The 12,475-nt window shown below is 61.3% G+C and carries 14 protein-coding genes; all 14 read right to left on the bottom strand.

Annotation, left to right across the window (positions count from 1 at the left end; translation table 11 throughout):
* Positions 1-11 precede the first annotated feature (11 nt).
* Positions 12-752 carry a protein phosphatase CheZ gene (locus tag J9893_RS19780; RefSeq protein ID WP_010673935.1) on the bottom strand — a complete coding sequence of 247 codons (741 nt, stop codon included), beginning with the start codon at positions 750-752 and terminating at the stop codon, positions 12-14.
* A 12-nt stretch (positions 753-764) separates the two neighbouring features.
* A complete protein-coding gene (cheY, locus tag J9893_RS19775; protein WP_010673934.1) occupies positions 765-1,148 on the bottom strand; it encodes a chemotaxis response regulator CheY in 384 nt (127 codons plus the stop codon).
* Positions 1,149-1,258: 110 nt separating this feature from the next.
* A complete protein-coding gene (locus J9893_RS19770) occupies positions 1,259-1,978 on the bottom strand; it encodes an RNA polymerase sigma factor FliA (protein ID WP_041212632.1) in 720 nt (239 codons plus the stop codon).
* On the bottom strand, positions 1,971-2,846 hold the full coding sequence (locus J9893_RS19765) for a MinD/ParA family protein (RefSeq protein WP_041215585.1): 876 nt from the start codon (positions 2,844-2,846) through the stop codon (positions 1,971-1,973). The genes J9893_RS19770 and J9893_RS19765 overlap by 8 nt, the downstream gene beginning before the upstream one ends.
* A gap of 1 nt (position 2,847) precedes the next feature.
* Entirely contained in the window at positions 2,848-4,344 is a 1,497-nt protein-coding gene (gene flhF, locus J9893_RS19760; protein WP_041212630.1) for a flagellar biosynthesis protein FlhF, read from the bottom strand.
* Between the two features lie 16 nt (positions 4,345-4,360).
* On the bottom strand, positions 4,361-6,463 hold the full coding sequence (gene flhA, locus J9893_RS19755; RefSeq protein WP_010673930.1) for a flagellar biosynthesis protein FlhA: 2,103 nt from the start codon (positions 6,461-6,463) through the stop codon (positions 4,361-4,363).
* Between the two features lie 328 nt (positions 6,464-6,791).
* The gene (gene flhB, locus J9893_RS19750; protein WP_010673929.1) at positions 6,792-7,922 is read right to left on the bottom strand and encodes a flagellar biosynthesis protein FlhB; all 1,131 of its coding nucleotides are present in this window, start codon (positions 7,920-7,922) and stop codon (positions 6,792-6,794) included.
* Positions 7,923-7,996: 74 nt separating this feature from the next.
* Positions 7,997-8,794: a flagellar biosynthetic protein FliR gene (gene fliR, locus J9893_RS19745; protein ID WP_010673928.1), complete on the bottom strand. Its 798-nt coding sequence runs from the start codon at positions 8,792-8,794 to the stop codon at positions 7,997-7,999.
* 88 nt (positions 8,795-8,882) lie between these two features.
* Complete coding sequence (fliQ, locus tag J9893_RS19740; RefSeq protein WP_010673927.1) at positions 8,883-9,152, bottom strand: flagellar biosynthesis protein FliQ; 270 nt, start codon at positions 9,150-9,152, stop codon at positions 8,883-8,885.
* Between the two features lie 123 nt (positions 9,153-9,275).
* Complete coding sequence (fliP, locus tag J9893_RS19735) at positions 9,276-10,034, bottom strand: flagellar type III secretion system pore protein FliP (protein WP_048207230.1); 759 nt, start codon at positions 10,032-10,034, stop codon at positions 9,276-9,278.
* On the bottom strand, positions 10,021-10,404 hold the full coding sequence (gene fliO, locus J9893_RS19730; protein ID WP_210601745.1) for a flagellar biosynthetic protein FliO: 384 nt from the start codon (positions 10,402-10,404) through the stop codon (positions 10,021-10,023). Before fliO ends, fliP begins: the two co-directional genes overlap by 14 nt.
* The gene (fliN, locus tag J9893_RS19725) at positions 10,401-10,796 is read right to left on the bottom strand and encodes a flagellar motor switch protein FliN (RefSeq protein ID WP_010673924.1); all 396 of its coding nucleotides are present in this window, start codon (positions 10,794-10,796) and stop codon (positions 10,401-10,403) included. Before fliN ends, fliO begins: the two co-directional genes overlap by 4 nt.
* Positions 10,797-10,838: 42 nt before the next feature.
* On the bottom strand, positions 10,839-11,912 hold the full coding sequence (fliM, locus tag J9893_RS19720) for a flagellar motor switch protein FliM (RefSeq protein ID WP_010673923.1): 1,074 nt from the start codon (positions 11,910-11,912) through the stop codon (positions 10,839-10,841).
* 10 nt (positions 11,913-11,922) lie between these two features.
* Positions 11,923-12,429, bottom strand: a complete 507-nt coding sequence (gene fliL, locus J9893_RS19715; RefSeq protein ID WP_010673922.1) for a flagellar basal body-associated protein FliL — start codon at positions 12,427-12,429, stop codon at positions 11,923-11,925.
* Positions 12,430-12,475: the final 46 nt, after the last annotated feature.

Genomic DNA, 12,475 nt, shown 5'->3' with positions numbered 1-12,475 from the left:
GCGTCACTCCATTAGAATCCCAGGCTAGACAGCAGATCGTCCACATCATCTTGACCATTGACCACATCTGAGCGGGTCTGCGGGTTCATGATGGGGCCTTCCGCCTCGATGCCGCTCGCTGGCAGGCTACGTGCCGAATTGTCGCTAACGCCCTCACCGAACATGGTCAGCATCTCTATCAACTTCGTTTCAACTTCCTGCACCAGTTTGATCACCTTGCGGATCATCTGACCGGTCAGGTCCTGGAAATCCTGAGCCATCAGAATTTCCGTCAGCAGTTGTCGTAACTTATCGGCATCCGTCTCAGAAGCCTTAATAAAATCATTCAGTTGATGGCACAGCGCCTTGAATTGACCCAGCTCGAGATCCCGGCTCATCAGGGCATTCCAGTTGGGCATGACCAGCTGAATGTTGTCGTTGAGTCGATCGGCGATGGGAAGGCTTGCCTCGACCGCATCCATGGTGCGATTGGCCGCCTTGTCCGTCATGTCGATGACATAGCTCAGACGCTCCCGGGCATCCGGGATCTCATGGGTGGCCAGGTCGGGGATCCTGGGATCCAGGCGAAAATCCTGCAATGAGTTGTGCAATTGGCGGGTCAGCTGCCCCACCTTGTCAAACAGGGCCGCCGCATTGGGGGCGCACACATCGGCGAGGATGGTATCGGCCTGTTCAAACTCTTCCCGCTCCAGGTGGGCAACCAGCATCCTTGCCTGGTCAAGCGAGATCATGGCACTCGTTTTGGCCTTCATCCCTGCCGCTCCTTAGCCGATACGTTCAAAGATTTTGTCGAGCTTCTCTTTGAGGGTGGCAGCGGTGAACGGCTTGACGATATAGCCATTGACCCCGGCCTGGGCGGCTTCGATGATCTGCTCGCGTTTGGCTTCGGCAGTCACCATCAGAACCGGCAGGTGCTTGAGCTTGTCGTCGAGGCGAATCGCCTTGAGCAGGTCGATGCCCTGCATGCCGGGCATGTTCCAGTCGGTGACCACGAACTGGAAGTCGCCATTTTTCAGCATCGGCAACGCCGTGTTGCCATCGTCTGCTTCATGGGTATTGTTGTATCCCAGGTCACGCAGCAAGTTCTTGATAATCCGGCGCATCGTTGAAAAGTCATCGACGATGAGGATTTTCATGTTCTTGTCCAAAGTTCCTCCTAAATAGCCGCCAAGACGGCTCACTTACATGATGCAGATCGCAGGTTTTATGGTGCGGATTATGCCTTAGAGTTGTGCTCCAGTGTAGCCAGTACAACCACTTATAAATTCCAATCTCGCAAACGGGCGCGCAGCCTGTGCATGGCCTGACTATGAATCTGGCTCACCCGAGACTCACTCACACTCAATACTTCACCGATCTCGCGCAGATTCAGCTCTTCATCGTAATAAAGGGAGAGCACCAGCGCCTCCCGCTCCGGCAGGCGGGCGATGTGCTCGGCCAGAGCCCCCTGGAAGCGTTCGGCCGCCAGATCGTCGAATCCTCCCTGACCGTTGCCGTCATCGGGATGACCGATGACATCTTCACTGACGCCCAGATCCTCAATGCCGATGATCTTGCCGCAGGAGACATCCTGCAGCATGGCATGGTACTCCCCGAGGGACACCCCCATATTGGCGGCCACCTCGGTGTCTCTGGCATCCCGGCCATGGGCCTGCTCCACGTTCTCGATCGCTTCTGCGATGGCACGGCTGTTGCGGTGCACCGAGCGGGGCACCCAGTCCCCACGGCGGATCTCGTCGAGCATGGCACCACGGATGCGGATGCCGGCATAGGTTTCAAAGCTGGCGCCCTTGCTGCCGTCAAAGTTGCGGGAAGCTTCGAGCAGCCCAATCATACCTGCCTGGATCAGGTCATCCAGCAAGACACTGCTTGGCAGGCGAGCCAATAAATGCTGGGCAATCCGCTTGACCAGCGGAGCGTGTCGCTCGACCAGCACGTAGGAATCCTGATGACGCAAGTATGCTTGGGCTTTATTCACGGGAGTCTTCCTGTGTTATGACCGGCTTTTGCAACAAGTTTTCCAGGAAAAATTCGAGGTGGCCGCCCGGCTGATTCGGGATGGGCCAGCTCGCCGCCTTGTTCGCCAGGGCACGAAATACCAGGGCGGCAGGGGATTTTGGAAACGCCTCAACTATCAGTTTCTGCTTGCGCACCGCGGCCCGCAGGTTGGTGTCGTAAGGCACGCAGGCCACCAGCTCCAGGGAGGTATCCAGGAAGCGGTCGGTGACCCGGGTCAGCTTGGCGAACAGCTCCTGCCCCTCGCGCAGGGAGCGGACCATGTTGGCCACCACCTTGAAGCGGAACACACCGTGATCCTTGGAGAGGATCTTGATGAGCGCGTAGGCATCCGTGATGGAGGTGGGTTCATCGCACACCACCACCATGATGTCCTGGGCGGCGCGGGTGAAGCTCAGCACCATGTCGGAAATCCCCGCCGCCGTGTCCACCAGCAACACGTCCACCTGGGTCTTCATCTCGCTGAAGGCGCGGATGAGCTCGGCATGTTGTACCGGGGAGAGCTCGACCATGGACTGGGTACCCGAGGTGGCCGGCACTATCATCATGCCGTAGGGCCCCTCGACGATGATGTCATCCAGGGTGCATTCCCCCGCCAGCACATGGGAGAGGTTGCGATGCACCCTCAGCCCCAGCATGACGTCGACGTTGGCCAGGCCAAGGTCGGCGTCCAGCACCAACACCCGCTTGCCCTGGGCGGCCATGGCTCCCGCCACGTTCAGGGTCACGTTGGTCTTGCCGACGCCCCCCTTGCCTCCGGACACGGCGATCACTTTCACTCGATTGTTTTGACGCATTTTGCGCAGACCACTCGCCTGATCCATATACATGTTACTCATAAAACTCCGAATCTTCGGATTCGCCAAAACCCGATCCCCAGAAATAGGGATCTTCTGCTTCCCGTTCCAGCGACCCCATGGCGGCACCGACCAGCAGCGCCGCGTTGGCAACTTGAATATCTTCCGGCACCCGTTGCCCGTCGGTGATGTAACTGATGGGCAGGGCGTTTTGAATGCACACGTTGATCACTTCACCCAGATTCAGGCTCTCGTCGAGCTTGGTCAGAATGCAGCCGGAGAGCGGAATGCGCCGGAAGTGATCCACCGCCTCCTGCATCACCCGTCGCTGGGAGGTGGCCGACATGACCAGATAACTGCGTATACGCACCTTGGCATTCTTCACCAGGGTGTCGAGCTGTTCGGTCAGGCGGATATCCCGCTGACCCACCCCGGCGGTGTCGATGAGCACCAGCCGGCGATGGCGGAACTGATAGAGGGCACTGGCCAGCTCTTCGGCGTCCCGCACCTGACGCACCGGGCAACCCATGATGCGACCATAGGTCTGCAGCTGTTCGTGGGCCCCGATCCGGTAGTTGTCCGTGGTAATGAGCGCCACCTGCTCGGCGCCATACTTCATGGCAAAGCGGGCCGCCAGCTTGGCGATGGTGGTGGTCTTGCCCACCCCGGTCGGTCCGAGCAGGGCCACCGCCCCTCCCTGACGCAGGATCTCGTCCTCGCTGATCTTGAGCTGGGCCGTCAGCACCTCGGCCAGCTGGGCCATGGCCTGATGGATCGGCATGTCTTCGGGGATGAGGCCCGCCAGCTGATCGGCGAAGGCGTCGTCAAACCCCATCTTCTTGAGCTCCTTGATGAGCAGGGCGCGCATGGGTTCGCGGCGTTCCACCTCCTGCCACATCAGGCCGGAGATCTGGTGCTCCAGCAGCTTGCGGATGCTGGCCATCTCCTTGCGCATCCCCTCCATCTCCTGATCTCGCTGGGCGGACTGGGCCTGGCGCGGGGCGGCGGCAGGACGGGCCTTGGGCTTGGCGGGCTCGGGAGCGGCGCCCCACTGGCCCTGTTCGGCCAGGGTTCTGGGAGCACTGGCCGCGCCCGCCAGTCCGGCGGACTGGGTGCCGGCAGCGCCATTGGCGGGCCAGGAGGCCGAGGCCGGCTGACCGTTGCCTCCGTTGCCAGACCATGATCCCGGTGCGGCATTGCCACCCGCCGGGTTGGCCGGATTGAGCTTCTGCTGGCGTGCCAGCAGGGCCGCCAGGGTATCGGCGTAGTATTCGTTCTGTTCCTTGGGTGGCGCCGACCTCGTCATCTGCTTGCCCGCAGACGAGATATTGACGCTCTCTTCATTCAACTGACGGCGAACCGGCGCGTCTTTGGGCCCCGGTACCTGGGATTGATAATCGACGGCCGCGACTATCTCCACCCCACCGGTGACCTTTTTGTTGGACATGATGACGGCATCGGGTCCGAGAGTCTCCTTGACCTCGGCCAGCGCCGTGCGCATGTCTTTGGCAAAAAACCGCTTAATCTTCACCCGTCATCTCCGCTAACTAGCCCTGTCCCACCGCACTGACGATGCGGATCTGCTTGTCGTCAGGCACTTCCTGATAGGACAGCACGCGTAATCCAGGAATGGCATTCTTGACAAATTTCGCCAGGGTATTGCGCAATATCCCCGATGTCAGAAGCACGGCCGGCTGGCCTTCCAGTTCTTGTCGTTGAGTGGCTTCCACCAGGGAGCGTTGCATCCGCTCCGCCAGTCCCGGTTCGATACCGGCGCCATCTCCCCCACCTGCTTGCAGGGATTGATGCAATATACGTTCCAGTTCTGGTGACAAGGTGATCACCGGCAGCTCGGGCTCGGGGCCGGCAATCTCCTGCACAATCAATCTACGCAGGGCGATCCGGCAGGCTGCGGTCAGCACTTCCGGGTCCGGGCTGCGGGGCGCATATTCCACGAGGGTCTGCAGGATAGTGCGCATATCGCGAATTGGCACGCCTTCATTGAGCAAATTCTGCAATACCTTCACCAGGTTGCCCATGCTGATCACCTCGGGAACCAGTCCTTCCACCAGCTTGCTCTGATGCTTCCCTATCATGTCGAGCAGTTGTTGCACCTCGTCATGACCCAGCAGCAGCGCCGCATGGTTGGAGAGGATCTGGCTCAGGTGGGTAGCCACCACGGTGGCCGCATCGACCACGGTGTAGCCAAGGGTCTGGGCCTGGGAGACCTGCTCCTTGGCGACCCAGACCGCCTCCAGCCCGAACGCCGGGTCCTGGGTGGCGATACCGTGGATCTGGCCGAACACCTGCCCCGGGTTGATGGCCATCTCCTTGTCGTGATAGACGGTGGCTTCCCCCGTACTCACGCCCATCAGGGTGATGCGGTACTGGTTGGGGGCAAGATCCAGGTTGTCGCGAATGTGGACGGCAGGCACCAGAAAGCCCAGCTCCTGGGAGAGCTTCTTGCGCACCCCCTTGATCCGGTTGAGCAGCTCGCCCCCCTGATTCTTGTCCACCAGCGGGATCAGCTGATAACCCACCTCCAGGCCGATGATGTCCACCGGCATGACGTCGTCCCAGCTGAGATCCTTCTGCTCCACCGGGGCATCCCCCTGGGCCGGCATGAGTTCGCCGCTCGCCGCCTTCGCCTTGTTCTGCTTCTCGCGGCGCAGCAGCCACCAGGCGCCCGCCGCCGCCACCGCCCCCAGGCTCAGGAAAGCCAGGTGCGGCATGCCGGGCACGCTGCCCATCATCAGCAGGATGCCTGCGGAGATCACCAGCGCCTTGGGATTTTCGAACAGTTGGCCGAGTACCGCTGTTCCCATGTCTTGGTCGGTATTCTGACGGGTGACGATGATGGCCGCGGCAATGGAGAGCAGGAGCGAGGGGATCTGGGCGACCAGACCGTCACCGATGGCGAGCAGGGTATAGACCTGGGCCGCTTCGCCGAAGGTGAGCTGGTGCTGCATCATGCCGATGATGAAGCCGCCGATGATGTTGATGAAGAGGATCATGATGCCCGCGATGGCATCCCCCTTCACGAATTTGGAGGCACCGTCCATGGAGCCGTAGAAGTCCGCTTCCTGAGTCACGTCCTGACGGCGCTTCTTGGCCTCTTCCTGGTTGATGAGACCGGCGTTCAGATCCGCATCGATGGCCATCTGCTTGCCGGGCATGGCGTCAAGGGTGAAGCGGGCGCTCACCTCTGAGATCCGGCCCGCCCCCTTGGTGACCACCACGAAGTTGATGATCACCAGGATCATGAAGACGATGATGCCCACGGCATAGTTGCCGCCGATCACCACGTTGCCGAACGCCTCGATCACATGGCCTGCCGCCGCGCTGCCGTTGTGGCCTTCCAGCAACACCACCCGGGTGGAGGCGACGTTGAGGGCGAGCCGCAGCAGGGTGGCGATCAGCAAGACGGTGGGGAAGGCGGCAAATTCCAGGGGGCGGCGGGTATAGACCGCCACCAGCAGCACCACGATGGAGAGGGCGATGTTGAATGAGAAGAGGATATCCAGCATCAGGGGCGGAATGGGGAGTACCACCATCCCCAGAGAGGCCAATACCAGCAGCGGCGTCCCTACCCCTCTGCTGAGCAGCCACTTGTACTCTTTGAAACGGCCCAGTCCCGCTTTGAATCCCATCGTGCTTCTCAATGATAAACTGCCAATGACGGATTAAAGCAAATATCAAGCCAAGGATTCAATGCATTGATCTATATGGCTTTTATTTTAACGCTGTCAGAAGTCCGTCGTTGGCGTCACGGGGAATGGTGACAGGGGGAAGCTGCCTTCACCAAGCCGGCCAAAGGCCAGCCCAGGCCATGGGGCGAGGCGCCGCGCCTCGACAGGGAGATTGCGGCCTTGTTTTCGACACAAGGGAGAGATCGGATGGTGGGGACATCCCACCGCTTTATTTGCGAAACGCGGGGGCGCAAGGGAGAGAACCCGGGATCAGGCTGCCTCCACTGCGTTATTTGCGAAACTCGGGTGGAATGGGCAGATCCGTGGCGATGGGGGTCGGACGCCGGCCGCGGCCACGGCGGAACTTCTTGAGCTGATAGACATAGGCCAGCACCTGGGCGACGGCGGCGAAGAGCCCCTCCGGGATCTCCTGGCCAATCTCGGTGGCGTGGTAAAGGGCCCGGGTGAGCGGCGGGGAGGACATGACGGGGATGTCGTATTCGCGCCCGATCTCCCGGATCTTCATCGCCACCTCGTCGACCCCCTTGGCCAGTACCTTGGGCGCCGCCCCCGGCTTGCCCGCATCGTATTTGAGCGCCACCGAGTAGTGGGTCGGGTTGGTGATGATCACATCGGCCTTGGGGACATCCCCCATCATGCGGCGCATGGCCATCTGCATCTGCAACTGGCGTATCCGCCCCTTGACCTCGGGCTTGCCTTCGCTGTCCTTGAACTCGTCCTTGATCTCCTGCTTGGTCATCTTGAGCTGGCGATTGTGGTTCCAGCTCTGGAACGGCACATCGATGGCGACAATGGGGATCAGGGCGCAGCAGAGGATGATCAACATCCAGAGCAGCAGGTCCAGGGCATCGACGATGCCGCCGGGAAAACCCTCGAGAGAGAGATTCAGCAGATGGTTGAACTGGCTCGACAGCATCCACCAGGCGAACAGACTGATAAACACCACTTTTGCGATGGATTTGACAAGTTCCACCAGAGATTGCACCCCGAACATCCTTTTGATGCCGCTCAGGGGGCTCAGCTTGCTCCACTTGGGCAGCATGGCCTCGGAGGAGAAGTTCATCCCGCCGAGCAGGGTGTTGCCGACGAAGGCGGCGATGATCACCAGCATGAACAGCAGCCCCAGAGGCTGGATCAGCTCTCCCAGCAGGGCAGGCACCATGGCCCCCATGGCATTGGGGTCGAACGCCTGATCCCGGTCCAGGGTAAAGCCCATGGTGAGCACCTTGATCATGGCACCTGCCAGACTCTCCTTGATCATCAGGAGGCCGAACACGGTCGCCAGCAGGACGCTGGCGGTACCCAGCTCCTTGGAACGTGCAATCTGCCCTTTTTCCCGGGCTTGTTGCAGTCGTTTGCCCGTGGGTTGTTCTGTGCGTTCCTGATCGGTATCAGCCATGCTGGCCTCCTGCCGGCATCAGCCGACTGGCGGCCCGCCAGACTGGCGGCAAAAGGGCCGCAACCGGGAGGGCCTCAGTCATGCTGGCCCCCGAAGCACTGGACGTTGATGAGCTCGCAGCTGGTCTCCTGCACCCGCTCCCAGAGCGCGTCGAAGTGCCCCATGAAGCCACCTATGGTGAGCCAGAGGATGAACAGGCCCGACATCATGCTCACCGCAAAGCCGATGCTGAAGATGTTGAGCTGGGGGGCCGCACGGGTCATCACCCCGAACGCGAAGTTGATCAGCAGCAGGGCGATGATGGCCGAGAGCGCCATCACCAGAGAAGCCTGATACATGACCCCGAGAAAGCTCACCAGGCTGCGGATGGCAGGCAGGGTGAGCCCGCTGTCAGATACCGGCAGGGTTTCGAAACTCAGCACCACCATGCGCAGCATCAGCAGGTGGCCGTCCACCGCGAGAAACACCAGGGTCGCCAGCATAAGGTAGAACTGGCCCACCACGGGAGCCGACTGGCCGTTCATGGGATCCACCAGGGTGGCAAAGCCCAGGCTGGTCTGCATGGCGATGACCTGACCCGCCATCACGAAGGTCTCCAGCAGGAACTGGGTCATGAGGCCGAGCGCGATGCCGATGAGCAGTTGCTGCCCCAGCACCAGGAAGCTGCCGAGGGAGAAGAGCTCGATCTTCGGCATCGGGGGCAGCAGGGGGGCGATGATGAGGGTGATCGCCAGCGCCAGGCCGATACGGATATGGGCGGGGGCGAGCCGGCTGCCGAAGACCGCCATCACCATCAGGAGACTGCTCACCCGGGCCAGGGGCCAGAGGATGGAGGAGAGCCACTCCATGATGAGCGCCGTGGTGTAGGTCATGACAGCGGCACTCCCGGCAGGGGCAAGCCAACGGGAGGACGCAGGCCCCGGTCTGCCTCGGCCAGAGCGGGGTGGCCCTTGGCTGGCATCAGCCCACCACCTCGGGGATCTGGCTCACCATCAGCTGGAAGAAGTCCATCAGACTCTGCAATCCCCAGTGAGCACCCGCTCCCAGGGCCAGCAGGGTGACCACCAGACGGGGCAGGAAGCTCAAGGTCTGTTCGTTGATGGAGGTGGCGGCCTGGAAGATGGCGACCACCAACCCCACCATCAGGCTCGGCAGGATCACGGCGCACACCATGATGGTCACCAGCCAAAGCGCCTCGCGAAAGACGTCGACGAAGGTTTCAGGACTCATTGCTCGCTCCTTTTGATGGGTTTGCCCAGGGCCGCATCCTCCTGGCCTCCTCCTTCGAGAGAAAGAGAGGCCTCGCGCCCTCCCCGAGTGAAGGGGAGAGCCGGGGGGAGGGTCTGCCCTCCCCTAACCACCCGAGCCCAGCCCGAAGCTGGTGGCCAGGGAGCCCAGAATGAGGTTCCAGCCATCCACCATGACGAACAGCATCAGCTTGAACGGCAGGGAGACCAGCATGGGGGAGAGCATCATCATCCCCATGGCCATCAGGATACTGGCGACCACCAGATCGATGACCAGGAAGGGCAGAAACAGCATGAAGCCTATCTGGAAAGCGGTCTTGAGCTCGCTGGTGACAAAGGCCGGGATCAGCACCCGCAGCGGCACGTCAGCAGGCTCGGCCACCTGCACGTTCGCTATCTCCATGAAAGTATTGAGATCCTTGACCCGGGTCTGGGCCAGCATGAACTGGTGAATGGGCAGCTCCGCCTTCTCCAGGGCCTCCTTGGCCCCGATGGTCTCGGCCAGATAGGGCTGCAGCGCCTCGTTGTTGATGCGATCCAGCACCGGCGACATGATGAAAAACGACATGAAGAGGGCGATGCCGATCAGCACCTGGTTGGAGGGGCTCTGCTGCAGACCGATGGCCTGGCGCAGGATGCCGAGCACCACGATGATCCGGGTGAAGGAGGTCATCATGATCACCATGGCCGGCAGGAAGGAGAGCGCGGTCATCAGCGCCAGCACCTGCAGGGTCAGGCTGTACTCCTGACTGCCATCCGCCATGGTCTTGACGGTGAGTGCAGACATGCCGTCCTGGGCCATCGCCAGGGGCGAGAGCACCAGGGAGAGCAGTGCCAGCCACCCTGTCCAGTTAACGTTTTTCATGCTTGCCCATCAGTTTGCCCAGTTGCTCGGAGAACGCCTGGGGCTGGCTCTCGTCCAGCGGCTCCTCCAGGCGATAGAGGAAGTTGACCTGCTGCGGCGTCACCCCGACCAGCAGCTGCTGGCCGCCCACCTTGACCACCATCAGCTTCTCCTTGTAGCCGAGCGGCAGGGTGGCGATGACCTTCATCTGGCCGCCCCCCATCACCTGGGTGAGCTTGCTCTTCTTGAGCAGGAAGCCGAGCACCAGGATGAGGCCGATCACCATCAGGCTGGAGAGCAGCCAGGAGGTGAGGCTGGGGGGATTGGCCCCTACCCCCGGGTTGGCCAGGGCTGGCAGGGAAAACAGCCACAACGGGAGCACACGGATCATTTGAGCTTCTTGATCCTTTCAATCTGGCTGATGACGTCGGTGAGGCGGATACCGAACTTGTCGTTCACCACCACCACCTCGCCGTGGGCGATCAGGGTGCCGTTGACCAGCACATCCAGGGGCTCACCCGCCACCCGATCCAGCTCCACCACCGAGCCCTGGTTCAGTTGCAGCAGGTTGCGAATGCTGATCTGGCTGCGGCCCACTTCCATGGCGATGGTCACCGGGATGTCCAGAATGGTGTCCAGCTTGCGCCGCTCTTCAGCGCTGATGGGGGCTTCGTCCTTCAACTCCTCCAGGGGGGCAGGCTTGGCTTCGGCCGTGACCTGCTCCTCCAGTGCGGCCGCCCAGGCGTCAGCCATCAAATCCTGCTCGTCATCGGTTCCGCTCATCTTCAATTCCTCAGTGTTGCAACACCTCCCCCGGGGGGAGGATCAATCAGGGTGTTTGTCAGAGATGCTTCGCTCGAGCTCTTCCAGCTCGGCTTCGCCATCAATGCGCACGCCCCCGCGGGTCACCAGATGCATCTCTGTCTTGACCCCGTCAGGGCGCTTGATTTTGTCGGTGATCTTGAGCGCCACGTTCTCCTTGGTGCGCCCCATCTTGGCGTGGAAGGTGGGCAAGTCCTCCACAAAGACCAGCAGGTTCTCCGGCATCTCCACCGGGATGATGTCCCCGGGTCTGAGCTCCATCAACTCACGCAAGGAGAGCTCGGTCTCCAGCAGCTTGGCCTTGAGCTCCACCTTGACGTCCATGATCTCGTCGCGCAGGGCCTTGCTCCAGCGCACGTCGGTATCCCCCTTGTCGCTCTGCACCCCCGCATCCAGCAGTTCGCGGATGGGTTCCAGCATGGAGTAGGGCATGGCCACGTGGAAGTCGCCGCCACCGCCGTCCAGCTCGATGTGGAAGGAGCTCACCACGATCACCTCGGTGGGGCTGACGATGTTCGCCATGGCCGGGTTCACTTCGGAGTCGAGGTATTCAAAGCCCACGTCCATCACCGGCGCCCAGGCATCCTTGTAGTCCTCGAACACCAGCTTGAGCAGCATCTGGATGATGCGCCGCTCGGTGGGGGTGAACTCGCGTCCCTCGATCTTGGCGTGGTAGCGGCCATCACCGCCAAAGAAGTTCTCCACCAGGATGAAGACGAGCCGCGCCTCCATGGTGATGAGCGCCGTCCCCTTGAGGGGGCGGAAACGCACCATGTTCAGGCTGGTGGGCACGAACAGGGTGTGGACATATTCGCCGAACTTGAGCATCTGCACGCCGTTGATGGAGACCTCGGCGGTGCGCCGCATCATGTTGAACAGGCTGATGCGCATGTGGCGGGCAAACCGTTCGTTCACCAGCTCCAGGGTCGGCATGCGGCCGCGGACGATGCGGTCCTGGGAGGAGAAGTCGAACTGGGCGATACCGGGATCTCCGGCAGCTCCCAGCTCCTCCTCCTCGACATCGTCGACGCCGTGCAGCAGGGCATCAATCTCGTCCTGACTTAACAGATCGCTCACGCTTCACCTTTCATTGCATGACAAAGCCGGTAAACAGCACTTGTTCGATTACGGGAGAAGAGACCAGGTCGTTCAGCACCCGGCGGCACTCTTCCAGCGAATCCTGACGCAGCTTCTCCTTGCCCTCGAAGGTCATCAGCTGTTCGGCGGTCGCCGAGCTGAAGACCCGCAGCAAGGTGCCTTCGATCAGGGGAATGTTCTGTTTGGCCAGGGTTTCGTCGGCGGTGCCGCGCACCATCAGCTGGATCTTGATCTGCACCAGCCGATCCCGCTGGCCTCCCGCCACGTTGAACACGAAGGGACGGGGCATGCCCACATAGAGCGAGGGCTGGGGCGTGTTCGCCTCCGGCTTGGCCTCGCTTTTTTCGGCAGCGGGCTCATCCCCACCGGCGAGCATGAACCAGGCGCCGGCGCCACCCCCACCAAGGAGCACGACGGCCAGGGCGACTATCATGATCAGCTTCTTTTTCTTGCCTGCCGCCGGATCCTTCAGCGTCAGTTCGTTATCGTCTGCCATCCCTTGTCCACCCTAGTCTCAAACTTGTTCGGTATCATAAACTTAC

This window comes from Aeromonas sp. MaB10011B (assembly GCF_017939325.1).
Classification (GTDB): domain Bacteria; phylum Pseudomonadota; class Gammaproteobacteria; order Enterobacterales; family Aeromonadaceae; genus Aeromonas; species Aeromonas caviae.
This window is presented reverse-complemented; position numbering and strand designations above follow the sequence as displayed.

Bases quoted from the DNA above. Each gene is read 5' to 3' on its own strand.
- fliP (WP_048207230.1), bottom strand. From the start codon at position 10,034: ATGAAAAACGTTAACTGGACAGGGTGGCTGGCACTGCTCTCCCTGGTG.
- fliO (WP_210601745.1), bottom strand. From the start codon at position 10,404: ATGATCCGTGTGCTCCCGTTGTGGCTGTTTTCCCTGCCAGCCCTGGCC.
- fliQ (WP_010673927.1), bottom strand. From the start codon at position 9,152: ATGAGTCCTGAAACCTTCGTCGACGTCTTTCGCGAGGCGCTTTGGCTG.
- J9893_RS19780 (WP_010673935.1), bottom strand. From the start codon at position 752: ATGAAGGCCAAAACGAGTGCCATGATCTCGCTTGACCAGGCAAGGATG.
- flhB (WP_010673929.1), bottom strand. From the start codon at position 7,922: ATGGCTGATACCGATCAGGAACGCACAGAACAACCCACGGGCAAACGA.
- fliR (WP_010673928.1), bottom strand. From the start codon at position 8,794: ATGACCTACACCACGGCGCTCATCATGGAGTGGCTCTCCTCCATCCTC.
- J9893_RS19765 (WP_041215585.1), bottom strand. From the start codon at position 2,846: ATGTATATGGATCAGGCGAGTGGTCTGCGCAAAATGCGTCAAAACAAT.
- fliL (WP_010673922.1), bottom strand. From the start codon at position 12,429: ATGGCAGACGATAACGAACTGACGCTGAAGGATCCGGCGGCAGGCAAG.
- flhA (WP_010673930.1), bottom strand. From the start codon at position 6,463: ATGGGATTCAAAGCGGGACTGGGCCGTTTCAAAGAGTACAAGTGGCTG.
- fliN (WP_010673924.1), bottom strand. From the start codon at position 10,796: ATGAGCGGAACCGATGACGAGCAGGATTTGATGGCTGACGCCTGGGCG.